19 protein-coding genes are annotated in these 23,081 nt (G+C 72.0%); 13 read left to right on the top strand and 6 right to left on the bottom strand.

Going from position 1 to position 23,081, the window contains the following annotated elements; genetic code table 11:
* The 6 genes from obgE to EXE58_RS01580 are packed head-to-tail and all read left to right on the top strand — an operon-like array spanning nt 1 to nt 6,924.
* The gene (gene obgE / locus EXE58_RS01605) at nt 1-1,557 is read left to right on the top strand and encodes a GTPase ObgE (protein ID WP_135266266.1); all 1,557 of its coding nucleotides are present in this window, start codon (nt 1-3) and stop codon (nt 1,555-1,557) included.
* On the top strand, nt 1,554-2,672 hold the full coding sequence (gene proB, locus EXE58_RS01600) for a glutamate 5-kinase (protein ID WP_208544098.1): 1,119 nt from the start codon (nt 1,554-1,556) through the stop codon (nt 2,670-2,672). The genes obgE and proB overlap by 4 nt, the downstream gene beginning before the upstream one ends.
* A 22-nt stretch (nt 2,673-2,694) precedes the next feature.
* Nucleotides 2,695-3,873 carry a cysteine desulfurase family protein gene (locus EXE58_RS01595; protein WP_135266264.1) on the top strand — a complete coding sequence of 393 codons (1,179 nt, stop codon included), beginning with the start codon at nt 2,695-2,697 and terminating at the stop codon, nt 3,871-3,873.
* A complete protein-coding gene (gene mnmA, locus EXE58_RS01590; protein ID WP_135266263.1) occupies nt 3,870-4,988 on the top strand; it encodes a tRNA 2-thiouridine(34) synthase MnmA in 1,119 nt (372 codons plus the stop codon). Before EXE58_RS01595 ends, mnmA begins: the two co-directional genes overlap by 4 nt.
* On the top strand, nt 4,985-5,938 hold the full coding sequence (locus tag EXE58_RS01585) for a serine hydrolase domain-containing protein (protein ID WP_135266262.1): 954 nt from the start codon (nt 4,985-4,987) through the stop codon (nt 5,936-5,938). The genes mnmA and EXE58_RS01585 overlap by 4 nt, the downstream gene beginning before the upstream one ends.
* The gene (locus EXE58_RS01580) at nt 5,935-6,924 is read left to right on the top strand and encodes a uroporphyrinogen decarboxylase/cobalamine-independent methonine synthase family protein (RefSeq protein WP_135266261.1); all 990 of its coding nucleotides are present in this window, start codon (nt 5,935-5,937) and stop codon (nt 6,922-6,924) included. Before EXE58_RS01585 ends, EXE58_RS01580 begins: the two co-directional genes overlap by 4 nt.
* Here EXE58_RS01580 and EXE58_RS01575 read toward each other — a convergent pair.
* From EXE58_RS01575 to EXE58_RS01565, 3 genes are read right to left on the bottom strand one after another with little or no spacing between them, the layout of a single operon-like run.
* Complete coding sequence (locus EXE58_RS01575) at nt 6,914-7,540, bottom strand: alpha/beta hydrolase (RefSeq protein ID WP_208544097.1); 627 nt, start codon at nt 7,538-7,540, stop codon at nt 6,914-6,916. The genes EXE58_RS01580 and EXE58_RS01575 overlap by 11 nt on opposite strands.
* Before the next feature lie 38 nt (nt 7,541-7,578).
* Entirely contained in the window at nt 7,579-9,201 is a 1,623-nt protein-coding gene (locus EXE58_RS01570) for a DHA2 family efflux MFS transporter permease subunit (RefSeq protein WP_135266260.1), read from the bottom strand.
* Nucleotides 9,202-9,251: 50 nt separating this feature from the next.
* The gene (locus EXE58_RS01565; protein WP_135266259.1) at nt 9,252-9,851 is read right to left on the bottom strand and encodes a TetR/AcrR family transcriptional regulator; all 600 of its coding nucleotides are present in this window, start codon (nt 9,849-9,851) and stop codon (nt 9,252-9,254) included.
* 177 nt (nt 9,852-10,028) lie between these two features.
* On the opposite strand from EXE58_RS01565, the gene ligA reads away from it, so the two are divergent.
* The 4 genes from ligA (at nt 10,029) to EXE58_RS01545 (ending at nt 16,434) form a co-directional block, all read left to right on the top strand.
* Nucleotides 10,029-12,161, top strand: a complete 2,133-nt coding sequence (gene ligA, locus EXE58_RS01560) for an NAD-dependent DNA ligase LigA (protein ID WP_208544096.1) — start codon at nt 10,029-10,031, stop codon at nt 12,159-12,161.
* A 65-nt stretch (nt 12,162-12,226) separates the two neighbouring features.
* Nucleotides 12,227-13,465 (top strand): calcium-binding protein, encoded by a 1,239-nt coding sequence (locus EXE58_RS01555; protein WP_135266257.1) that lies wholly within the window; start codon nt 12,227-12,229, stop codon nt 13,463-13,465.
* Between the two features lie 60 nt (nt 13,466-13,525).
* Nucleotides 13,526-15,778: a sensor histidine kinase gene (locus tag EXE58_RS01550; protein WP_135266256.1), complete on the top strand. Its 2,253-nt coding sequence runs from the start codon at nt 13,526-13,528 to the stop codon at nt 15,776-15,778.
* A gap of 17 nt (nt 15,779-15,795) precedes the next feature.
* Nucleotides 15,796-16,434: a response regulator gene (locus EXE58_RS01545; protein WP_341869525.1), complete on the top strand. Its 639-nt coding sequence runs from the start codon at nt 15,796-15,798 to the stop codon at nt 16,432-16,434.
* Here the strand turns inward: EXE58_RS01545 and EXE58_RS01540 are convergent.
* From EXE58_RS01540 to EXE58_RS01530, 3 genes are read right to left on the bottom strand one after another with little or no spacing between them, the layout of a single operon-like run.
* Nucleotides 16,431-17,333 (bottom strand): LCP family protein, encoded by a 903-nt coding sequence (locus EXE58_RS01540; protein ID WP_135266254.1) that lies wholly within the window; start codon nt 17,331-17,333, stop codon nt 16,431-16,433. The two genes, EXE58_RS01545 and EXE58_RS01540, sit on opposite strands and share 4 nt — an antisense overlap.
* Nucleotides 17,330-17,944: a hypothetical protein gene (locus EXE58_RS01535; RefSeq protein WP_135266253.1), complete on the bottom strand. Its 615-nt coding sequence runs from the start codon at nt 17,942-17,944 to the stop codon at nt 17,330-17,332. The genes EXE58_RS01540 and EXE58_RS01535 overlap by 4 nt, the downstream gene beginning before the upstream one ends.
* Nucleotides 17,945-17,967: 23 nt before the next feature.
* The gene (locus EXE58_RS01530; protein ID WP_135266252.1) at nt 17,968-19,548 is read right to left on the bottom strand and encodes a N,N-dimethylformamidase beta subunit family domain-containing protein; all 1,581 of its coding nucleotides are present in this window, start codon (nt 19,546-19,548) and stop codon (nt 17,968-17,970) included.
* A 179-nt stretch (nt 19,549-19,727) separates the two neighbouring features.
* On the opposite strand from EXE58_RS01530, the gene gatC reads away from it, so the two are divergent.
* From gatC to gatB, 3 genes are read left to right on the top strand one after another with little or no spacing between them, the layout of a single operon-like run.
* The gene (gatC, locus tag EXE58_RS01525) at nt 19,728-20,027 is read left to right on the top strand and encodes an Asp-tRNA(Asn)/Glu-tRNA(Gln) amidotransferase subunit GatC (RefSeq protein ID WP_135266251.1); all 300 of its coding nucleotides are present in this window, start codon (nt 19,728-19,730) and stop codon (nt 20,025-20,027) included.
* The gene (gatA, locus tag EXE58_RS01520; RefSeq protein WP_135266250.1) at nt 20,027-21,544 is read left to right on the top strand and encodes an Asp-tRNA(Asn)/Glu-tRNA(Gln) amidotransferase subunit GatA; all 1,518 of its coding nucleotides are present in this window, start codon (nt 20,027-20,029) and stop codon (nt 21,542-21,544) included. The genes gatC and gatA overlap by 1 nt, the downstream gene beginning before the upstream one ends.
* Nucleotides 21,541-23,037, top strand: a complete 1,497-nt coding sequence (gene gatB, locus EXE58_RS01515; protein WP_135266249.1) for an Asp-tRNA(Asn)/Glu-tRNA(Gln) amidotransferase subunit GatB — start codon at nt 21,541-21,543, stop codon at nt 23,035-23,037. Before gatA ends, gatB begins: the two co-directional genes overlap by 4 nt.
* Nucleotides 23,038-23,081 lie beyond the last annotated feature (44 nt).

The raw sequence follows: 23,081 nt of genomic DNA, 5'->3' as shown, positions 1-23,081 counted from the left end.
ATGGCAGTCCCGACCTTCGTCGACCACGTGACGCTGCACATCGCAGCAGGGCGGGGCGGCAACGGCGTGGCGTCCGTGCACCGCGAGAAGTTCAAGCCCCTCGGCGGGCCCGACGGCGGCAACGGCGGGCCTGGCGGCTCGGTGATCCTGCGGGTCGACACCGACGTCACCACGCTCGTCGACTACCACCACAGCCCCAAGCGCACCGCCGAGCACGGCGGTCACGGCGCGGGTGCCCACCGCAACGGCGCCCACGGCAAGGACCTGGTCCTCCTCGTCCCTGACGGCACGCTCGTCAAGGACATGCACGGCAACGTCCTCGGCGACATGGTCGGGGCCGGCACCGAGATGGTCATCGCGGCTGGTGGTCGTGGAGGACTCGGCAACGCGGCGTTGGCGTCGTCCAAGCGCAAGGCGCCCGGCTTCGCCCTGCTCGGCGAGCCCGGCGACGAGCTGGACGTCCGCCTCGAGCTCAAGGTGGTCGCCGACATCGGCCTGGTCGGGTTCCCCAGCGCCGGCAAGTCCTCCTTGATCGCCGCCATCTCGCGTGCTCGTCCCAAGATCGCCGACTACCCCTTCACGACCCTCGTGCCCAACCTCGGCGTGGTCACTGCGGGGGACACGACGTTCACGGTCGCCGACGTGCCCGGCCTGATCGAGGGCGCCGCCGAGGGCCGGGGGCTGGGCCACGACTTCCTTCGCCACGTCGAGCGCTGCGCGGCCCTGGTCCACGTCGTCGACACGGCCTCGATCGAGCCCGGCCGCAACCCGGTCGACGACCTCGACATCATCGAGGGAGAGCTCCAGCGCTACGGCGGCCTCGAGGACCGCCCCCGCCTGGTCGCCCTCAACAAGATCGACGTCCCCGACGGCCAGGACATCGCCGACATGGTCGTCGACGACCTGGCCGGCCGTGGCCTGCGCGTGTTCCAGGTCAGTGCGGCGTCGGGGGCCGGCCTGCGCGAGCTCACCTTCGCGATGGCGGAGATCGTCGAGGCGGCCCGCGCCGAGAAGCCGGTCGTGGAGGCGACCCGGATCGTGCTCCGGCCGCCCTCCATCGACGGCGGTGCTGACTTCGAGGTCATCGAGACCCCGGACGGCTGGCGCGTCCGCGGCATCAAGCCCGAGCGCTGGGTGCGCCAGACCGACTTCAGCAACGAGGAGGCCGTCGGATTCCTCGCAGACCGCCTCAACCGCCTCGGCGTGGAGGCCAAGCTCGTCGAGATGGGTGCGGTCGAGGACGACCCGGTCCTCATCGGCCCCGAGAACAACTCGGTCGTCTTCGACTTCAAGCCCGGCATCGAGGCCGGCGCCGAGATGCTGGGTCGACGGGGTGAGGACGAGCGGCTGCGCGAGGAGCGTCCCTCGGCCACTCGCCGGCGCGACATCCAGGAGCAGATGCCCGAGCGCGGCGAGACCGAGACGCGAGCCGATGTCGCCCGGCGCATCGACCGCGAGAAGCGCGCCGAGAAGAAGGCCGCCAACAGCTCCGGGATCGGGCCCATGGCCTACGAGATCGGTTCTCCGCAGGACCCCGACTGGGACGGCGAGGAGTGACCGGTCGCAAGTCGCTGGTCCTCGCGGCTCGGCGGATCGTCGTCAAGGTCGGCTCGTCCTCGCTGACCACCACCGAGGGCGGCATCGACCCGGCGCGCGTCCGACAGCTGGTCGAGGTCCTTGCCGGCGTGCGGTCACGAGGGACCGAGGTGGTGCTGGTGTCCTCCGGTGCGATCGCTGCCGGGTTGTCGCCGCTCGGCCTCAAGCGACGTCCGCGTGGGCTCGCCACCCAGCAGGCCGCGGCGTCGGTCGGCCAGGGTTTGCTCGCACACCGCTACCAGGAGGAGTTCGACCGCCACGGGCTGGTCACCGGGCAGGTGCTGCTCACCGTCGACGACGTCACCAGGCGATCGCACTACCGCAACGCCCACCAGACGTTTGCCAAGCTGCTCGAGCTCGGCGTGCTGCCGATCGTCAACGAGAACGACACCGTCGCGACGGACGAGATCCGCTTCGGCGACAACGACAGGCTGGCGGCGCTGGTCGCGCACCTGGTCCACGCCGACCTCCTCGTCCTGCTCTCCGACGTCGACGGCCTCTACGACGGCCCTCCCTCGCGCGCGGGCTCCCGCCTGGTCCCGCTGGTCGGGTCCGACGACGACCTGGGCGGCGTCGAGCTGGGGGCGCCCGGAGGCGCAGGCGTCGGCACCGGGGGGATGACGACCAAGGTCGAGGCCGCTCGCATCGCGACCGGCGCCGGCATCCCGGTCGTGCTGACCTCCGCCGAGCAGGCCGCAGCCGCACTGTCGGGGACCGAGGTCGGGACGCTGTTCCAGGCGACGGGACGCAGGCGTCCGACGCGGCTGCTGTGGCTCGCCCACGCCACGTCGGGCCAGGGCACCGTCTCCCTCGACGCTGGCGCCGTCCGGGCCGTGGTCGAGCGGGGCGCCTCGCTGCTCCCTGCCGGCATCACCTCCGTCTCGGGCGCGTTCGTCGCCGGAGACCCCATCGACCTGGTCGACCCCTCCGGCCAGGTCGTGGCCAGGGGTCTGGTCAACTTCGACGCGGGTGAGCTGCCGGCGCTGCTCGGGCGGTCGACCGCCGACCTCAAGGTCGAGCTGGGCGCGGGCTACGAGCGAGAGGTCGTCCACCGCGACGACCTGGTCGTGCTCTGAGGCAACGTAGGCTTGCCGGGTCATGACAGAGCCACACGTCTACCTCGACCACGCCGCGACGACTCCGATGCGCGGCGTCGCGATCGAGGCGATGACCCGGCACCTCGCCGACGTCGGCAACGCCAGCTCCCTGCACGGCTCGGGCCGGGCGGCACGCCGCGTGGTGGAGGAGTCGCGCGAGACCGTGGCGCGGGCGCTCGGCTGCCGGCCGGGCGACGTCGTGTTCACCTCCGGGGGCACCGAGTCCGACAACCTCGCGCTCAAGGGCATCTTCTGGGCGCGGCGGTCCGCAGATGCGCGCCGCGTGCGGATCCTCTCCACGGCGATCGAGCACCACGCCGTCCTCGACCCGCTCGCCTGGCTGGCTGAGGAGACCGGGGCGGTGGTCGAGCTGCTGCCCGTCGACAACCTCGGTGTCCTCGACCTCGACGCCCTGCGCGCCTCGGTCGCGCGGGACCCCGGGTCGGTCGCCCTCATCTCGGTCATGTGGGCCAACAACGAGGTCGGCACGCTGCAGCCGATCGACCGGGTGGTGGAGATCGCCGCCGAGCACGAGATCCCCGTCCACACCGACGCGGTCCAGGCTGTCGGCTCGGTTCCGGTCGACTTCGGGACCAGCGGGGTGGACGCGCTGACGTTCACCGGGCACAAGGTCGGCGGGCCCTACGGCGTGGGCGCGCTCGTCGTACGACGAGATCTCCCTGTTGCTGCCCTGGTGCACGGGGGAGGGCAGGAGCGCGACATCCGCAGCGGGACCCTCGACGTCCCGGCGATCGCCGGCCTCGCCGCCGCGGTCGAGGCGGCGGTCAAGGCTCAGCCCGAGCACGCCTCGCGGGTGCAGGCGCTGCGCGACGACCTGGTCAGGCGCGTCATCGAGGTGGTCCCCGACGCGCACCTCCACGGCGCTCCGGCCGGGGAGGGGCGACTGCCCGGCAACGCCCACCTGGGCTTCCCGGGCTGCGAGGGCGACTCGCTGCTCATGCTGCTCGACGCGCGCGGCATCGAGTGCTCGACCGGCTCCGCCTGCTCGGCGGGGGTGCCGCAGCCCTCGCACGTGCTCATCGCGATGGGGTGCCGCGACGACCAGGCCCGCCACTCGTTGCGCTTCTCGCTCGGGCACACCTCGCGCGAGTCCGACGTCGACGCCGTGGTGGAGGCCATCGGCCCTGCCGTCGAGCGAGCGAGGGCGGCCCGGGCATGAAGGTCGTGGCGGCGATGTCGGGCGGCGTCGACTCCGCGGTCGCCGCGGCGCGGGCCGTGGAGGCCGGCCACGAGGTGACGGGGATCCACCTGGCGCTCTCGCGCAACCCCAAGTCCTACCGAACCGGTGCTCGCGGCTGCTGCACGATCGAGGACAGCAACGACGCGCGGCGTGCGGCCGACGTGATCGGGATCCCGTTCTACGTGTGGGACCTCTCCGACCGCTTCCACGAGGACGTCGTCGAGGACTTCATGGACGAGTACGCCGCAGGCCGGACGCCCAATCCCTGCCTGCGCTGCAACGAGAAGATCAAGTTCGCCGCGGTCCTGGACCGGGCGCTGGGGCTGGGCTTCGACGCCGTCGCCACCGGCCACTACGCGCAGCTGCGCACGGGGGCGGACGGGCTGATCGAGATGCATCGCGCCGTCGACCACGCGAAGGACCAGTCCTACGTCCTCGGTGTCCTCGACCAGGAGCAGCTTCGCCACTCGCTCTTCCCCCTCGGTGACTCGACCAAGCCCCAGGTCCGGAAGGAGGCGGCCGGGCGCGGGCTCCTGGTCGCCGACAAGCCCGACTCCCACGACATCTGCTTCGTCGCCGACGGCGACAACGCCGGCTGGCTCAAGGAGAAGCTCGGCGCGCGCAACCCCAACACCGGCGGCGACATCGTCGACAGCGTCTCGGGCGAGGTCCTCGGCACCCACGGCGGCACGGTGGGGTTCACCATCGGCCAGCGTCGAGGCCTGCGACTCGGCACTCCCGCTCCGGATGGCAAGCCCCGTTTCGTGCTCGACATCGAGCCGGTGAGCGGCACGGTCACCGTGGGGCCGCGCGCCGGGCTCGCCATCGACCGGATCAGCGGCGTCAGGCCCCGGTGGTGCGGCACCGTGCCGGCCGTGCTCGACGCCGACGACGTCACCGTGCAGCTGCGCGCCCACGGTGCCGAGCACCGCGCCGCGGTGTCGGTCAGTCCCGATGGAGGCGTCGTCGAGATCGAGCTCCTCGAGCCCGCCGAGGGCATCGCCCCCGGCCAGGCCGCGGTCATCTACGAGGGTTCGCGCGTGGTCGGCTCCGCCACGATCAGCGCCACCTCACGCAGCGAGGCCCTCGCGTGACCCCACTCGCCGCGCGGGCCGGCGACCTGCTGGGTCCGCGCCACACCACGTTCGTCGCTGCACTGGTGACTCCCCACGGCGCCGAGACCGACGCGGTCGGCACCGACGTCCACGGTGACGTGGAGCTCGGGTCGGTGACCAAGGGCATCACCGGGATGCTGTGGCGCGACGCCGTCTCGCGCGGCGAGGTCGCCGAGGAGGCCCTGCTGGGAGACCTCCTCGACGTCCCCGATGCCCTCGGGCAGATCCGCCTGGCCTCGCTCGCCACGCACTCCGCTGGCCTGCCACGACTGGCCGGTGGGTCCGAGATGCTCGGCCGCACCTGGGCCCTGTGGCGCTCGGGCCGCAATCCCTACCGCGAGGACCTGGGCGGTCTGCTCGCCCAGCTGGAAGACGTCAAGGTCCGAAGACCGAAACCGGCCTACTCCAACCTGGGGTTCGAGCTGCTCGGCCACGCGGTGGCGGCCGCCGCAGGGAGGCCGTACGCCGACCTGGTGACCCAGCGGATCGCGGAGCCGCTCGGCCTGGTGGACACCTACGTCCCCACGTCCGTCGCGCAGCTGCGGCCCGGAGCGGTGACGCCGCGCAACCGTGCCGGCCGTTCCGTCGAGCCGTGGTCCAACGAGGCCGTCGCCCCCGCCGGGGGAGTGCGGTCCTCCGCGGCCGACCTGGCCGTCCTGCTCCGCGCGATGCTCGACCGCACGATCCCCGGCGCCGACGCCCTGGATCCGCTCGCACCGTTCGTGGGGAGGATGCGGATCGGAGCCGGATGGCTCACCGGCCCGCTCCTCCGGCGCACCGTCACCTGGCACAACGGCGGCACGGGCGGGTTCCGCTCGTTCGTCGGGATCGACCGCGACCACGGTGTGGGGATCGCCCTGGTCAGCTCGACGACCCGTTCCGTCGACCGTGCCGCTGCCCGGCTGCTGGCGGAGGCTGGCGACGCATGACGACCGCCACCGGCATCGGGTCCCTGCCCGGAGACGACGACCGCGCCTACTCCGAGGCCGTCCGCACGGTGCTGGGCGAGCTGCCCGACCTCCCCCACCTGCCCGAGCTGCCGGGGCGCGGCATGACCGCGTCGATGGTGGGACGCGCCCTCGCGGTGGTGTCGGGCTTGGGTGCCGACCTGCAGCCCGCAGGATGGCGCCTCACCGACGCCCCCGGCGTCGACCACCGGCGCGCGCGGTCGCTGCTCGCCCAGGACCTCGACCAGGTCGAGGAGCAGGGCCATGGCCTCACCGGGGGCTTCAAGGTGCAGGTCACCGGACCGTGGACCCTCGCGGCGACCGTCGAGAAGCCGCGCGGCGACAAGGTGGTGTCCGACCACGGAGCCCGCCGTGACCTCGCCCAGGCGCTCGCCGAGGGTGTCCGCGAGCACGTGGCGGACGTGAGACGCCGGCTCCGCGACGTCGACCGGGTCGTCGTACAGGTCGACGAGCCGGCGCTGGCCGCGGTCGTGGGAGGAGGGGTGCCCACCGCGAGCGGTTTCGGGCGGCACCGCCGGGTCGACCTGCCCGAGGCGTCTGCCCACCTGGAGTGGGTGATGGAGGCGATCTCTGCCGCCGGGGGAGAGCCCTGGGTCCACTCGTGCGCGGCGGACACGCCGTGGGGACTGGTCGCCGGCTCGGGGGCGGTCGGACTGTCGGCAGACCTGTCGCTGCTCGGCGCTGCCGACCTGGACGTCTTCGCCGAGGCCCTCGAGTCCGGTCGTACGGCAGCGCTCGGCGTCGTGCCCTCCACCGAGCCGACCACCCCCCCGACCGACGCCGCGTCGGTCGAGCGGGTGCTCCGATGGCTCGACATGCTGGGGCTCGACCACGAGTCCGTCAGCGGGTCGCTCGTGATCACGCCCACCTGCGGGCTGGCAGGCGCGACGTCCGACTGGAGCCGGCGCGCGATGTCGCTGAGCCGCGACGTCGCGCTCAGGCTCTGAGCCCGCCGACCATCGCCAGCGAGGACTCCAGGGCCACGCGGTTCCACTCGCGCACGCCGGTGAGCATGTAGTGGCCGAGCGGGCCCATGTCGTGCAGGGCGACCTCTGCGGCGACCGGCCGGGCGCGGTCGAGGTAGGCCACGGTCTGGTCGAAGGACGTGATGCGGTCGTGCCGCCCGTGGGCACCGACGACGGTCTTGCCCCGCACCGTGTGCACCGGGTCGGCGGCGGACCACCACGGGGCGAGCCCGACCACGCCGACGACCGAGGGGTGGTCGGCGACGTGGACCGCGACCCGGGCGCCCATGGAGTGCCCGAGCAGCGCGACCGGGACCTCGCCGTGCTCGGTGACGACCTGGTCGAGGGCAGCGACCGCGTCCTCGCGCCGGTCCGCCCCGCCGTTCCAGCCGCGCTCCCGGTAGCGGACCAGCCACACCGACGCGCCGGCCTCACGTGCGGGGCCCGCGAGGGTGCGAGCCATCGACGCGGAGCGGAGCCACGACGCGCTGCGGCGGTCCGCCGCCAGCGTGGAGTGGGGCTTGCCGCCGTGGAGCATGACGATCACGGCTCGCGGGCGTCCCGTGGTGTCGTACCGGGTCACGTCGGAGTCAGTCACACCTGTCCTTCGTCGCGGTCGTCGGGGTGGATGGGACGTCAGTGGACCGGTGCCACCTCCTGTGGACCGTCCGTGGCGAGCTCCTCGTGCTTGACGTCGAGGAAGACCCAGACGAGGAGGGAGGCCGCCAGCATCATCCCGGCGCCCGTGAGGAAGGCCTGGGTGGCACCGTCGGCGAAGCCCGCCGCCCTGGTCAGGCCCGCCAGCACCTCGGGGGTGAGGTCGGTCCCGCCCTGTGCTGCCGCGCCGGCCAACTGTGGGCCGACCTCCTCGGCCCGGTCCTGGCTGAAGTGCAGTGCGACCGTGCTAAGCGCGGCGAGCCCGAGTGCTCCACCGACCTGCTGCATGGTGTTGAGGACGCCGGACCCGATCCCGCTGTCCTGCGCCCTCAGGTGGTGGAGGGCGACGAGGGTGAGGGGCACGAAGTTCAGGCCCATGCCGAGCGCCATCAGCACCACGAAGGGAAGCACGTCGGTCCAGTAGCTGACCCCGTCGCCGAGGTAGCGCCCCGACGTCAGGATGCCTGCCGCGTCCTGGGGGACCGAGAGTCGCGAGAAGCCGAAGAGGGCGGTCGCGGACATCAGCGTGCCGACGCCGGAGAGGAACCTCGGGTCGACGTGGCTGATCAGCTTGGAGGCCAGGGTCGCCGAGACGATCATCGCGATCGAGAACGGCAGGAACGCGAAGCCGGTGCGGAGAGGCGAGTAGCCGACGATGCTCTGGATGAAGAGACTGAGGAAGAAGAACATCGCGAACATCGCGGCCGGCACGATCATCATCACTGCGAAGGCGGTCGCGCGGTTGCGGTTGGCGAACACCCGGAACGGCATCAGCGGGTGCACCACGCGGGTCTCGATGAGCAGGAACAGCGCGAGGAGGGCCACGCCGACGACGAGCGCCGTGATGGTCCACGTGTCGCCCCAGCCATAGCTCTCCTGACCTGCCCGCGTCAGGCCGTAGACGATGGACAACAGGCCGGCCGTGGCAGTCACGGCACCGGGGACGTCGAGCTCGCCGGTGTGGCGCTCGGACTCGGGGAGCACCTTGGGCGCGAACACCGCGGCCGCGATGCCGATCGGGACGACGACGAAGAAGGTGTAGCGCCAGCCGGCGACGCCCAGCGGGGAGTCGAGGCCGGTGAGCCAGCCACCGAGGATCAGGCCGACGGCGGCACCCACGCCGGCCATGGCGGCGTAGATCGCGAAGGCTCGGTTGCGCTCGCGACCGGCAGGGAACGTGGTGGTGATCAGCGCGAGGGCGGCGGGGGAGGCCATGGCAGCACCCAGGCCCTGGAGGCCTCGGGCGCTGAGCAGGAGGAGCTCGGTCTGCGCCATGCCGCCCAGCAACGACGCGGCCGAGAACACCAGGACGCCGATCATGAAGACCCGGCGGCGGCCGTAGAGGTCTGCCAGGCGACCGCCCAGCAGGAGGAACCCACCGAAGGTGAGGGCATAGGCGGTGACGATCCAGGACAGGTTGGCGTCATCGATGTCGAGATCGCCCCCGATGTAGGGGAGCGCGATGTTGGCGATGGTGCTGTCGAGCACCACCATCAGCTGGGCGAGGGAGATCAGCACCAGGGCCCAGGTGAGCCGGCGGTGCTCGGCGGGGGTGACCTCCGGCTCGAGCGGGGTCGTTTCGGTGGCGGTCGTGTCGGTCATGGACGTCCTTCGTGAGGAGCTCTGGGCTCGGAGAACCGGGGAGCAGCGGGTCAGGGAGCGGGTACGGCAGCGCGCGCCGCCGGGAGGATCAGGTGGTCGACCACGCGAGCGATGAGGTCGGCGTCGGGCGTCTCGCCGAGCAGGAACACCCGGTGGAGGACGATCCCGGCAGCGGCGGGCGCCAGGAGGTCGACGTCGACGTGGGGAGGGATCTCCCCGCGCTCGATGGCGCGCTGGTAGATGCGGCGCGACACCTCGATCTTGGGGCCGATGAAGTCTCGGCGGTAGGTCTCGGCGAACTCCTCGTCCCGGCTCATGGCCGTGACGACTGCGGCCAGGACGGCGGGGGCCTGGGAATCGCCGAAGGCGCCCACGCCGCAGTAGGCCTCGATCAGGTCCTGGCGCAGGCTCCCCGTGTCGGGCTCGGGATGGGCCACCTTGCGGGAGCAGACCGCGTCGAACACCAGGGCGGGCTTGGACTCCCACCGCCGGTAGAGCGTGGCCTTGGACGCCTTGGCGGTCTGGGCCACCGCGTCCATCGTGAGGCGGTCGTAGCCGACCTCGACCAGGACTTCGATGGTGGCGTCGAGGATCTCGGCCTCGCGGTCGCCCTCCACACGGGGACGGGTCGCTGCCTGCTCCGGGGTCACGGTCGACGCCTCCTGCGGTCATGGAACGGTACGGTTTCGTTCTGTCTGATGGAACGGTACTGTCTCGTTCCATCCCGCGCAAGCGATTATCCGAGGACGGTGTGGTCGGACATCGGGGAGGACCCGTTCGCCACGTCCTCAGATGTCTCGTCGGTGGGGCACGGCAGGATGGTCCCCATGAGCACTGACGAGCCGGGAGGCCCGGAGCAGGTCGAGGTGGAGGCGGCTCCCGCCGAGGCGCGTGAGCGTCACCAGGCGCTCTCGGAGGAGGTCGACGAGGCGCGGTGGCGCTACTACGTCCTGGACGACCCCACCCTCTCCGACGCCGACTTCGACGCGCGGATGCGTGAGCTCGAGGCGCTCGAGGAGGCCTACCCGGAGCTGCGCACCCCCGACTCGCCGACCCAGAAGGTCGGCGGGGCGGTGTCCACCGAGTTCACCGCCGTCGACCACCTGCAGCGGATGGAGAGCCTCGACAACGCCTTCAGCGACGAGGAGCTGACGAGCTGGTACGACCGGATCGTCCGGGACGGGATCGACGATCCGGCGTTGCTGTGCGAGCTGAAGGTCGACGGCCTCGCGATCAACCTGCTCTACGAGAACGGCCGCCTCGTGCGAGCCCTCACCCGTGGCGACGGCCGCACCGGTGAGGACGTCACCCCCAACGTGCGCACGATCGAGTCGGTGCCCGACCGGCTCACGCCGAGCGACGGCTTCGCCGTGCCGGCACTGGTCGAGGTGCGCGGCGAGGTGTTCCTTCCCGTCGCGGCGTTCGAGGCGCTCAACCTGTCGATGAGCGAGGCCGGCAAGGCGATGTTCGCCAACCCCCGCAACGCCGCGGCCGGGTCGCTTCGCCAGAAGGACCCCCGCGTGACGGCCACGCGGGCGCTCGGCATGGTCTGCCACGGGATCGGTGCCCGCGAGGGCTTCGAGCCGACCGCGCAGTCCCAGGCCTACGAGGCCCTGGCGGCGTGGGGGCTCCCGGTCTCCGACCAGGTGCGGGTCCTGCCGTCGATGGAGGAGGTCCGCGCGTTCGTGGATCTCGTCGGCGAGCAGCGCCACTCGATCGTTCCCTACGAGATCGACGGCGTGGTCATCAAGGTCGACGACGTAGCGCTCCAGAGGCGTCTGGGCTCGACCTCGCGTGCTCCGCGGTGGGCCATCGCCTTCAAGTACCCGCCCGAGGAGGTCAACGCGCGCCTGCTGGAGATCCGCACCAACGTGGGACGCACCGGACGCGTGACGCCGTACGGCGTGATGGAGCCGACTCGGGTGGCTGGCTCGACCGTCGAGCGGGCCACCCTCCACAACGCACACGAGGTCCGCCGCAAGGACGTCCGCCCCGGCGACACGGTCATCCTGCGCAAGGCCGGCGACGTGATCCCCGAGATCCTCGGCCCGGTGCTGGCGCTGCGCGAGGAGGGCCTGCCTGAGTGGGAGATGCCCACCGAGTGCCCGTCCTGCGGCACGACGCTGGTCCAGCAGAAGGAGGGTGACAAGGACCTGCGCTGTCCCAACCACCGCGAGTGCCCCGCCCAGGTCCTCGACCGCGTCTTCCACATGGCCGGCCGCGGAGCCTTCGACATCGAAGGGCTCGGTGCCGAGGCCGCGGCCGCGCTCCACGAGGCCGGTGTCGTCGTCAACGAGGGCGACGTGTTCGGCCTCGACGCCGACAAGCTGCGCCGTACGACCCTCTTCACCAGGGCGCCGAAGAAGACTGAGGAGGGGCCCCAGCTCAGTGCCAACGGCGAGCGGCTGCTGGACAACCTCCAGACCCGCAAGGACGTCCCACTCTGGCGGGTCCTGGTGGCCCTGTCGATCCGTCATGTCGGACCGACCGCGGCCCGCGCCCTGGCGACGCGGTTCGGCTCCCTCGACGCGGTTCGCGACGCAGACGAGGAGCAGCTGGCCGACACCGAGGGAGTGGGTCCCACGATCGCCGCCTCGGTGCGGGAGTGGTTCGACGGGCCCGAGAGCGAGTGGCACCGCGAGATCGTCGAGAAGTGGCGCGCCGCAGGGGTGCGCATGGCCGACGAGCGCGACGAGTCCGTCCCGCGCACGCTCGAGGGGCTGACGGTCGTCGCCACCGGCTCCCTCGAGGGGTTCACCCGCGACTCCGTCAAGGAGGCGATCATCAGCCGCGGTGGCAAGGCCTCCTCGTCGGTGTCGAAGAAGACCGACTTCGTCGTGGTCGGGGAGAACGCCGGCTCCAAGGCCGACAAGGCCGAGCAGCTCGGCGTGCGCACGCTCGACGAGGCGCAGTTCGTCGCGCTGCTCGAGGGCGGTCCCGACGCGGTCGCGCAGGACTGAGGTTTGGGTCAGGTCCGTCCACGGTATGAGTAGGGGACCGCACGCCACACACTCGGGGGTCCACCATGCGTCTCGTCTCGATCACCGCGCTCGTCCTGGGGGTCGTCACCCCCTTGGGTGCCGTCCCGGCCGCCGACGCCGCTGCCCCCACCTGCGCCGGCGTCAAGGCCACCATCGTCGGCAACGCCCAGGACAACCGGATCAAGGGCACCCCGCGACGTGACGTGATCGTCGCAGGAGCCGGCAACGACACGATCCGTGGCCTCGGCGGCAACGACCTCGTCTGCGGTGGGGAGGGCGCCGACAAGATCTTCGGGGGGCCCGGCGACGACCGGCTGTTCGGCGAGGCGGACGCCTACTGGGCAGACCCCTACGGACGAGTCCGGCGCGTGGGCGACACCCTGGTGCCCGGCGAGGGCGACGACCGGGTCGACCCCGGCGCCGACCCCCGTCCCGTCTCGGCCGGGGTGACGGCGGTGCCCGACGGCGTGAGCTTCTCGGGAGCGCCGACCGGCCTGGTGATCAACCTGCGGGTGAGTCCCGTCGTCACCACCGCCGAGGGCACCGACTCGATCGTCACCATCCCCACCGGCATGCGGCTGATCGGCACCCAGCACGCCGACACCGTCTTCGGCACCAACTCCGCCGACTGGATCTCCCTGCGCGACGGGGACGACAAGGCGTTCGGCAACGGCGGTGACGACACCATCAGCGCCGACGGCTCCGGTCCTGCCGGCAACGACACGGTGGTGGGCGGTGCCGGCGACGACACGCTCACCGGCTCCTCGGGGTCCGACATGTTCGTGGGCGGCACCGGCCAGGACCGCCTGTCGAGCACCTCGGTCCTGCACCAGGTGTTCCGCGGCGGCGGAGGAGCCGACACCGTGACCTTCCCCCTACCGGTCGAGAGCGGCTTCGTGGCGAAGGGTCACGGCGGCCAGGACAGGCTGCGGCTGCTGGCCAACCCGAACCCTGCGGTCAAGGCGCGAGTGCGCCTGGACCAGAAGCGGGGCCGCACGAAGGTGCGCGACCTCGTGCCGACGTCGCTCGAGGGCACCATCGACGGCTTCTCCGACGTCTACCTGCCGGGCCGGGCCACGACGATCTACAAGGGCACCAACGACTCCGAGATCATCACCGCCGACCTCGACTACCGGGCTCAGATCTACGGGCGTGGTGGCGCCGACGTGCTGATCGGCTCCAACGAGCCCGACCGGCTCGAGGGAGGCGCGGGCTTCGACATCGCCCGGGGCAAGAAGGGCAACGACACCTGCAGGTCGGCCGAGCGGCGCTCGAGCTGCTGATCCGGGAGCCACGCGCGGGTGGTGCTTCCCACCACCACCCCCGGGGTGGACGATGCCTCCATGTCGCGCGCCCGCAGGTTGACCGTGATCGCGGTCGCCTGGGTGGTGCCCGTCGTGTGGGTGGTGGGTGCGCTGTTCGCAGGGCCATCCGACGGGACCGTGCTCTCCTCCGCCCACGGTGGCGCGGGCCGGGACGGCGGGGCCTTGGTGGCTCGCGCGCTCGGCGACGGTCCGCTGCGTCCCGGCGACACCGTGCTGGCCATCGGGGGACGCTCCGTCGGTCAGTGGCTGGAAACCGCGTCCCCGCCCGAGCGGCTCGTCGGTGAGGTGGTCACCTACGAGGTGAGACGGCCGGCTCGGGGCCTCGACCGGATCCTCGACCTGGACGTCACCTTGGTCCGCTTCCCGTTGGCCGACGCGATCGTGCAGGACGTCGCGGCAGTTGCGGTGTGCCTCATCCTCCTGCTGACAGGTTCCGCGGTGTTCTGGCGTCGCCCGGGCGCAACCGCTGCCAGGGCCTTCCTCGCGGGCACCGCCGGGCTCCCCGCCGTCCTCACGAGCGCGCCCTGGGGCATCGGTGCCATCGACCTCGCCGGATCGCGGGGCACGTGGCCGCAGGTGGGCGGGGAGGCGCTCGCCGCCCTCGGCGTCGGGTGTGTGTTCGTGGCGGTCGCCGCACTGGCCCCCGCCGACGCGTGGCGGCGTCGGTACCCGCCGGTCATCCTGACAGCGCTCCTCGTCCCCTGGGTGGGGTACGCCGTGTGGCTCGCTGTCGCGCTCGGGCGCGCGGGGTCCCCGGGCGAACGGCTCCAGGTCATCGGCACCGTCCTCGGGCCTGCAGTGGTTGCCACGATCCCCGTGCTCCTGTCGGTGGTGGCGTTCGACCAGGCGCGTGCATCGCGTCGTGAGGACGTGCTGGCGACCAGGCTCGTGCTCCTCGGTGTCGGATCAGGAGTGGGGGCCTGGCTGCTCCTCGACCCGGTGGCACGCTGGTTGACGGGGGAGACGGTGCTGCCTCGGCAGCTCCTGCTCCTGGTGGTGCTCACCGCCGTCGTGGGCTGCGTCGGATCCGCGATCGCGCACTACCGGCTCGGTGAGATCGAGCCCAAGGTGCGCCGCGGCCTGGTCCAGGCCATCGTCCTGGTCGTGGTGGCGGCTGCGTTCACGGGACTCGTGCGTGCCGCGGACCTCGCCGCCGACGTCTCGGTCGGCTCGATGCTGGCCGGAGGCCTCGCCGCACTGGTCCTGCTGCCGGTCGCGGTCTGGGTGCAGCGCACGCTGCGACGCATGGTCTACGGAGACCGGGAGTTCCCTCGCCGGGTCGTGGCCGACCTGCGTCGTCTCGACCCGTTGACGGCCCCCGAAGACGCCTTGGGTGAGATGCTGGAGCTGCTGTCGCGGCGCCTGCACCTGTCCTTCGCGGCGGTGGAGGTCTTCGCGACTCCGACGTCCGAGGCGATCTCCACGGCCGTCGGCACGTCGTACGGCACACCGGCGACGATCGACCTGGTCGTCGGACGCACCACGCTGGGAAGGCTCATGCTCGAGGTCGACGCCGCGCACGACCCCTTCGGTCCGGGTGACCGGCGCCTCCTGGAGGACGTGGGGACCCAGGCCGGAGCCCTGGTGCAGGCCGTGTCGGTCAACCGTGAGCTGCAACGCTCGCGCCAACGCCTCGTGTCCGCGCGTGAGGAGGAGCGCCGCCGGATCCGGCGCGACCTCCATGACGGTCTGGGACCGTCGCTGGCGACCTTGGCCATGCGCCTCGAAGGGGCGCAGGAGCTGATCGCCCAAGACCCCGGGGCGGCGGCAGACCTGGTGGGTCGGCTGTCCGACCAGGCGCGCGATGAGATCGCCGAGGTGCGTCGCCTCGTGGAGGGGCTTCGCCCGCCCGCGCTGGACCAGCTGGGTCTCGTCACGGCGCTTCGCCAGCGCGCGGCCGAGCAGAGCAGGGGGGCACGGCAGGCAATGGCCTGGACGGTCGAGGCCTCCGACGACGTCGACCCGCTGCCGGCAGCGGTGGAGGTCGCGGCCTACCGGATCGCCATCGAGGCGGTCAACAATGCGCAACGACACAGCCAGGCCGACGAGTGTCGGGTCCTCCTCAGGCGTGAGCCCGATGAGCTCGTGGTGACCATCCGCGACGCGGGCACAGGTCTGGCCCCGGACCGCCCGTCGGGTGTAGGCCTGTCCTCGATGCGCGAGCGGGCCGAGGAGCTGGGCGGCTCGTTCGAGGTGCTCACGGAGGTCGGGACAGGTACGACGATCCGCGCGCGCCTGCCGATTCTTGCTGACACGACGAGGGAGCAGTGATGGGGGAGGCACTACGGGTGCTGATCGCTGACGACCACGACGACTTCCGTCACGGCCTCGAGGCGCTGCTCGCCGCGGCGCCGTCGATCGACGTGGTGGGCACGGCGTCCGACGGAGCGATGGCAGTGGCCCTGTCGCTCGACCTCCAGCCGGACGTGATCTTGATGGACCTCCACATGCCGCGCCTCAACGGTGTGGAGGCGACCGCCCGCATCGTGCAGTCCTCGCCCCACATCGGCGTCGTGGTGCTCACGATGATGGAGGACCAGGAGTCAGTGTTCGCGGCCGTCCGCGCCGGGGCCCGCGGCTACCTGCTCAAGGGTGCTCGTCGGGCCGAGATCACTCGGGCGGTCGCAGCCGTGGGCGCGGGCGAGGTGATCTTCGGTCCGGGCATCGCCGATCAGGTCATGGCCTACTTCGCCGCGGCTCGCGCTCGTCCGGCCGCTGATGCCTTTCCGGAGCTCACCGAACGTGAGCGGGTGGTCCTCGGCCTCATCGCCGAGGGCAAGGAGAACGGCGAGATCGCGCGCCAGCTGAGCCTGTCGATCAAGACCGTGCGCAACCACGCGTCCAACATCTTCGCCAAGCTCCAGGTCGCCCATCGTGCCCAGGCGATCGTCAAGGCCCGAGACGCCGGTCTGGGCCAGGACTTCTAGCGGCAGCCACCCTCGAGCCGCGCGTCCTCGCGGGCGTCGTCACCGAGTGCTCGGGCCTGGGCGAGGTCGAGGCGAATGATGCTCGCGCCGAACTCGGTGCCGGGGGTGCCACCGATCACGCAGGACGTGGCGCGGGAGGGGTCCACCGTCGTCAGCGCCTGCACGAGACGGTAGAGCTCTCGTGGGGAGAGATCGGTCTGCAGACCCGAGATCGCGGCAAGAGCCACGTCCTCCATGAACCCCTCGACGTCCTCGTGGTCGCGGAGCTGACGCAGCGCGCCCAGCAGCAGCCGCTGGTGGTTGGCGGACCGGTCGAGGTCACCACCCTCGAGGACACGTCGCGTGCGCGCGTAGTCCAGCGCCTCCTCGGATGTGAACGCGTTGGTCCCTCGGCGCACGGCCAGACCGTCGTCATCGGTGCGGAAGGCGACCGGCGACTCGACCTCGACACCCCCCAGGGCGTCCACCATCGAGAGGAAGCCGGCGAACCCCGTCACCAGGACCAGGTCGGGAGGTATGCCGACGATCTCGGCGACCGCGTCGGCGGCTCCTTGCGGCCCGGCGTCACGCAGCGCGGTGTTGATGCGTGCCTCGCCGTCGGGGAGCTCGATCCAGGCGTCCCGGGGGATACCGATGCCGACGGCACGTCCGGTGCGCCAGTCGATGCCGATCAGCTGGATCGAGTCGGTGAGTCCCTCGGCCACGTCTGTTCCCGGCCGTGCGTCCGAACCGAGGGCGAGCACCCAGAGCATGCCGTCACCGAAGTCCACCGCCCGGGCCGTCTCGACGGTCGTGAGGCTGATGGTGGCAGGTCGCACGGAGGGATCGGGCACGGCGAGGGAGAGCACGCCGAGGACGGCGACGAACCTGAGCCCCCGGCGCAGCCGTGACGCCCTCATGACGTCGACCCCGCGCGGACCACGTCGCCGTCGTCCATCGCGACGTCGTACCCGAAGACCGACCAGTCCCCGTCGTCCTCCTCCAGGAGGAACCGTCCCTTCAGCGTCAGGGGCCGCGTGGCGCCGTCGGGCATGGTCGCCTCGAACGCAAGGCTCACCGCCGCCGTGGCGCCCAGGGCAGCCTGGTCCTGGGAGAGCACCGAGATCCGCGCGTCCAGCCTCGTCGCGCGCACGGAGGTGGCGTCCTGCGCACCGGCTGCGGTCAGCTGCGCGATGTCACGCGCCGCGCTACGGGCCGCCCCGCTGGTGAACGACTCGAACGACTGGACGAACTCCTCCCGCGGGAAGTCTCCCAGGAACGCCGCGACGACGTAGCCGGAGAGCACGTCGCCGATCGACCCTTCGATCTCGGTGCGGGCAGCCTCGTCGAGGTCCTCCGCCCCGGACACGACCTGGACCCGCAGCGCGGCGGAGTCGGTGTCCGCGTCGGGGTCCTCCGAGGGTGTCGCCGGCTGGCAGCCCGAGCCGAGCGAGATCGCCAGGCACGCCGCCAAGGTGGTGAGCACCGTGCGCGCAGCGTCCGGTGTGCGGAAGACCATGCCGCTCATCATGACGGATCGTCCTGGAGGCGCGATCAACTCGCCGGGACCGTGTTCGTCGTGGGCAGGTCGAAGGCAGCCACGTTGTCGCGCGCGGGGTGTCGAGTCCCGACCGGGCCGGCGGCGAAGCGACGGACGAGGTTGTCGGTGACCCTGCCGACGAAGCGGCTCGTGGCAGCTCCCAGTGGCCGCTCGCAGGCGTCCTTGATCGCGCATCCCCACCGCAGGGTCCCCGCGCTGAACACGCCGGCACCGGACGGGGTCGTGTAGTACACCGACTGGCTCGAGGTGGTCACCCCGCGGCACGAGTACGGCGAGTGGCTGAGGACCTGCAGCGGGCGCGGGAGGTGCTGGTCCGGGTAGACGCGGTCCGCTTCGGGGCCCACCAGGCCCGCCACGTGGTCACCGGACCGGACGCCCGTGCCCCGGAAGCCCCACCACCCGGGGGAGGCGATCACGTAGTCGGTGTCGACCGGGTAGCACTCGTACTGCATGCCGAGGAGGTCGTGCTCGGGACTGGCGGCAGGTGCCTCGCGGAAGAGGTTGGTGGCCTCGCGCGAGCCTTCGGCGTACAGCGGGTCCAGGTGGGCGTCGTGGCGGTAGCCCACCAGCAGGCGAGCCGGGCCTGTCGGCCGGTCCTCCAGACGCACCCGCCAGTACATCGTGTTGGCGCTGAGGAAGGCGAGGTTCGTACCGGCGTCCCGGGCGGACATGACCGCTTCGCGCATGGCATTGGTCCAGTACTCGTCGTGCCCCATCGTGACGTAGCCACGTGCCCCCTCCAACACGGAGGGATCGGCGTCGAGGTCGACGTTGGTGAAGTACGACAGCGGCGCTCCGGTGCGCTCGGCGCGCAGGATGATGGGGATGGCCGCGGACCGGTAGTCGTTGGCCCCGGTCGCACCGTTGTAGGGCCGGTCGAAGCTGACGGCGTGGCTCTGCCGATCGCCCCCCGCCCCGGCGTAGAGGCTGTAGCCGCCCCACTGGTTGTAGGCCTGCCAGGTCGTGACGGGGGAGACAAGCGCGACCGTGCCGGCCGCGGAGTCCGCGGTGACGACGTACGGCGCCTGGGTCTCCCACCCCGTGTCCGTCCGCAGCGTGAAGACGTAGAACCCGGTCTCCCACCCTGTGGTGTCCACCGTCAGGTCGCGGTCCCAGGGAGCCACGACCGTGCGGGTCTCCACCGGCATGAGCACCGGCGGCCGCTGCTGGCGCCCACGCTGCGGCCCGGAGCGCCAGACCTCGAGCCCGGTCCCGCCGTCGTACGCGCCGATGCGGTAGGCCCACACCTCGTAGCGCCGTTCGGTGGTCGAGACCTTGAGACCCACGCTGGTGCCGGGCAAGCCGCTGACGCGCGTCGTGTAGGCCTCGATCTCGTGATCGGCCGCCCAGCGCCGGACCCGCCAGGCCTCCGAGCCACGCGGCCGCTCAGCCGCCCGGGCAGGGGAGGAGTCGCTGCGGCTCGACCCCTGCGAGGCCGGCGCTGCCAGGGCGCCCCCCGCGCTCCTGGCCTCGACCTCTGGCTGGCCGGCGCAGCCACCCAGCCACAGTGTCGTCAGGAAGCACGCCAGCACCGCCGATGCGATCGTCGTGGAAGGCCGACCCTGCTCGGGCATCGTCACCAGCTCCTCGGAGGCGGGGGACGGTCCGCCGCCTCCGGCCACGTTCGGCGGAGCAGCGTTCCCGGCGCCTGAGGCTGCGGTCCCGGCAGGGACAGGACCGACGGACCGTGGGTCCCGTGCACGGGGCAAGACCCCCCACGCCCGGGCGACGGCCGGCACCTAGGATTGCCGCCATGCCCGAAATCACCAGGGACGAGGTCGCGCACCTGGCCGATCTCGCCCGGATCGACCTGTCCGACGCCGAGCTCGACCACCTGGCCCCGCAGCTCAGCGTGATCCTCGAGTCGGTCGCGAGCATCAACGAGGTCGCGAGTGCCGACGTGCCGCCCACGTCCCACCCGCTGCCGCTGACCAACGTCTTCCGCGAGGACGTCGTCGTGCCGGGGCTCACGGCCGAGGAGGCGCTCTCGGGTGCGCCGGCGAGTGACCAGCAGCGCTTCTCCGTCCCGCGGATCCTGGACGAGGAGGCCTGATGAGCGACGTCCGCACCACTGCCGCCGCCATCGCCGAAGCCCTCGCTGCCGGCGACACGACGAGTGTCGAGGTGACCCGGGCACACCTCGACCGCATCGCCGAGGTGGACGGGCCGGTCCACGCCTTCCTCCACGTCGACGCCGAGGGCGCGCTCGCCCAGGCGGCCGAGTCCGACGCCCGTCGCAAGGCCGGCGAGGCTCGCGGTCCCCTCGACGGCGTGCCCGTCGCGGTCAAGGACGTGCTGGCCACGCGTGGGCTCCCCACCACGTGCGGGTCCAAGATCCTCGAGGGCTGGGTCCCGCCCTACGACGCGACGGTCGTCCGCAGGCTCAAGGAGGCCGGCCTGCCCATCCTGGGCAAGACCAACATGGACGAGTTCGCGATGGGGTCCTCCACGGAGCACTCCGCCTACGGCCCCACCCGCAACCCGTGGGACCTCGACCGGATCCCCGGCGGCTCCGGTGGCGGCTCGGCCGCGGCTGTCGCGGCCTACGAGGCCCCGCTGGCCATCGGCACCGACACCGGGGGCTCGATCCGTCAGCCCGGCGCGGTCACGGGAACCGTCGGCGTCAAGCCGACCTACGGCGGCATCTCCCGTTACGGCCTCGTGGCCCTGGCCAACAGCCTCGACCAGGCCGGACCCGTCACCCGGACCGTGCTCGACGCCGCCATGCTCCACGACGTGATCGGCGGCCACGACCCGCTCGACTCCACCTCGATCGACCAGGACTGGCCCAGCTTCACCGACGCCGCTCGGGCCGGTGCCGCCGGTGACATGAGCGGGCTGAAGGTCGGCGTCATCACCGAGATGGCGGGCGAGGGCTGGCAGGCGGGGGTGATGGCGCGGTTCCAGGAGTCGCTCGACCTCCTGGTCAAGGCCGGTGCCGAGGTCGTGCAGGTCTCCTGCCCGAGCTTCGTGCACGCGCTCGCCGCCTACTACCTGATCCTCCCTGCCGAGGCCTCCTCCAACCTCGCGAAGTTCGATGCCATGCGCTACGGCCTCCGCGTCGTGCCTGACGGAGACCCCAGCGCCGAGGAGGTCATGCGGGCCACGCGGGACGCCGGATTCGGCGACGAGGTGAAGCGCCGCATCATCCTCGGCACCTATGCCCTCTCCAGCGGCTACTACGACGCCTACTACGGCCAGGCCCAGAAGGTCCGCACCCTCATCAGCCGCGACTTCGCCGCGGCGTTCGACCAGGTCGACGTGCTCGTCTCGCCCACCGCCCCGACGACGGCGTTCAGGCTCGGCGAGAAGCTCGACGACCCGCTCGCGATGTACCTCAACGACCTCGCCACCATCCCGGCCAACCTGGCCGGGGTGCCGGGAATCTCGGTGCCCAACGGCCTCGCCGAGGAGGACGACCTGCCGAGCGGGTTCCAGGTGCTCGCGCCGGCGCTCGCGGACGACCGGGTCTACCGCGTAGGTGCGGCGCTCGAGGCGCTGCACCAGCAGGAGTGGGGAGGCCCGCTGCTGGCCAGGGCCCCCCAGCTGACCACCGGAGGAGTGGCATGACCGAGACCCTGCTGAGCTACGAGGACGCGCTGGCGTCCTACGACCCGGCGCTGGGCCTGGAGGTCCACGTCGAGCTCAACACCGCGACCAAGATGTTCTGCGGCTGCCCCGCGACCTTCGGCGGCGAGCCCAACACCCAGGTCTGCCCGACGTGCCTGGGCCTGCCCGGGGCGATGCCGGTGGTCAACGGCAAGGCCGTCGAGTCGGCGATCCGGATCGGTCTCGCACTCAACTGCGACATCGCCGAGTGGTGCCGCTTCGCCCGGAAGAACTACTTCTACCCGGACATGCCGAAGAACTTCCAGACCAGCCAGTACGACGAGCCGATCGCCTTCGACGGCTACATGGACGTCGACCTCGCCGACGGCACCACGGTGCGGGTGGAGATCGAGCGGGCGCACATGGAGGAGGACACCGGCAAGTCACTGCACGTCGGTGGCGCGACGGGTCGCATCCACGGCGCCTCGCACTCGCTGGTCGACTACAACCGTGCCGGCATCCCCCTCATCGAGATCGTCACCCGACCTGTGACCGGAGTGGGGGAGCGGGCGCCCGAGCTGGCGAGGGCCTACGTCCAGCAGCTGCGCGAGCTGATCGTCGCCCTCGGCGTCTCCGAGGCACGCATGGACCAGGGCAACCTGCGCGCCGACGTCAACCTCTCGTTGGCGCCGGCCGGCTCCGGCACCCTCGGCACCCGCACCGAGACCAAGAACGTCAACTCGTTCCGCTCGGTCGAGCGTGCGGTGCGCTACGAGGTGCAGCGCCACGCCGCCATCCTGTCGGCCGGCGGCTCCATCACCCAGGAGACGCGTCACTGGCACGAGGACACCGGGATGACGACGAGCGGCCGGGAGAAGTCCGACGCCGAGGACTACCGCTACTTCCCCGAGCCGGACCTCGTGCCCGTCGCGCCGAGCCGGGAGTGGGTCGACGAGCTTCGCGGCACGCTGCCGGAGAACCCCACGGCCAAGCGCGCGCGGCTCCAGGCCGAGTGGGGCTTCACCGACCTCGAGATGCGTGACACCGTCGGTGCCGGTGCCTTCGGGCTGGTCGAGGAGACCGTCGCCCTGGGCACCGCCCCCCAGGCCGCCCGCAAGTGGTGGCTCGGCGAGCTGGCCCGGCGCGCCAACGAGGAGGGCGTCGAGCTCACCGACCTCCCGATCGGTCCCGAGCAGGTGGCTCGGATCCAGGCGCTGGTCGACGATAAGACCGTCAACGACAAGCTCGCCCGTCAGGTCTTCGAGGGCGTCCTCGCCGGCGAGGGCACCCCGGACGAGGTCGTGGCCGCGCGTGGGCTCGCCGTCGTCAGCGACGACGGAGCGCTGTCGTCGGCCGTCGACAACGCGATCGCCGCCAACCCCGATGTGGCCGACAAGATCCGCGACGGGAAGGTCGCGGCGGCCGGCGCGCTGATCGGCGCGGTCATGAAGGAGATGCGAGGCCAGGCGGACGCGGGCCGGGTGCGGGAGCTGATCCTCGAGAAGCTCACCTGACCGACTGGTCCAGACCACCTCTGTTAACGTGCTGGGCGGACAAC

The sequence above is a fragment of the Nocardioides seonyuensis genome, from assembly GCF_004683965.1.
Classification (GTDB): domain Bacteria; phylum Actinomycetota; class Actinomycetes; order Propionibacteriales; family Nocardioidaceae; genus Nocardioides; species Nocardioides seonyuensis.
Note: the sequence above shows the minus strand (reverse complement) of the source record. Positions and strands in the feature narration are given on the sequence as shown.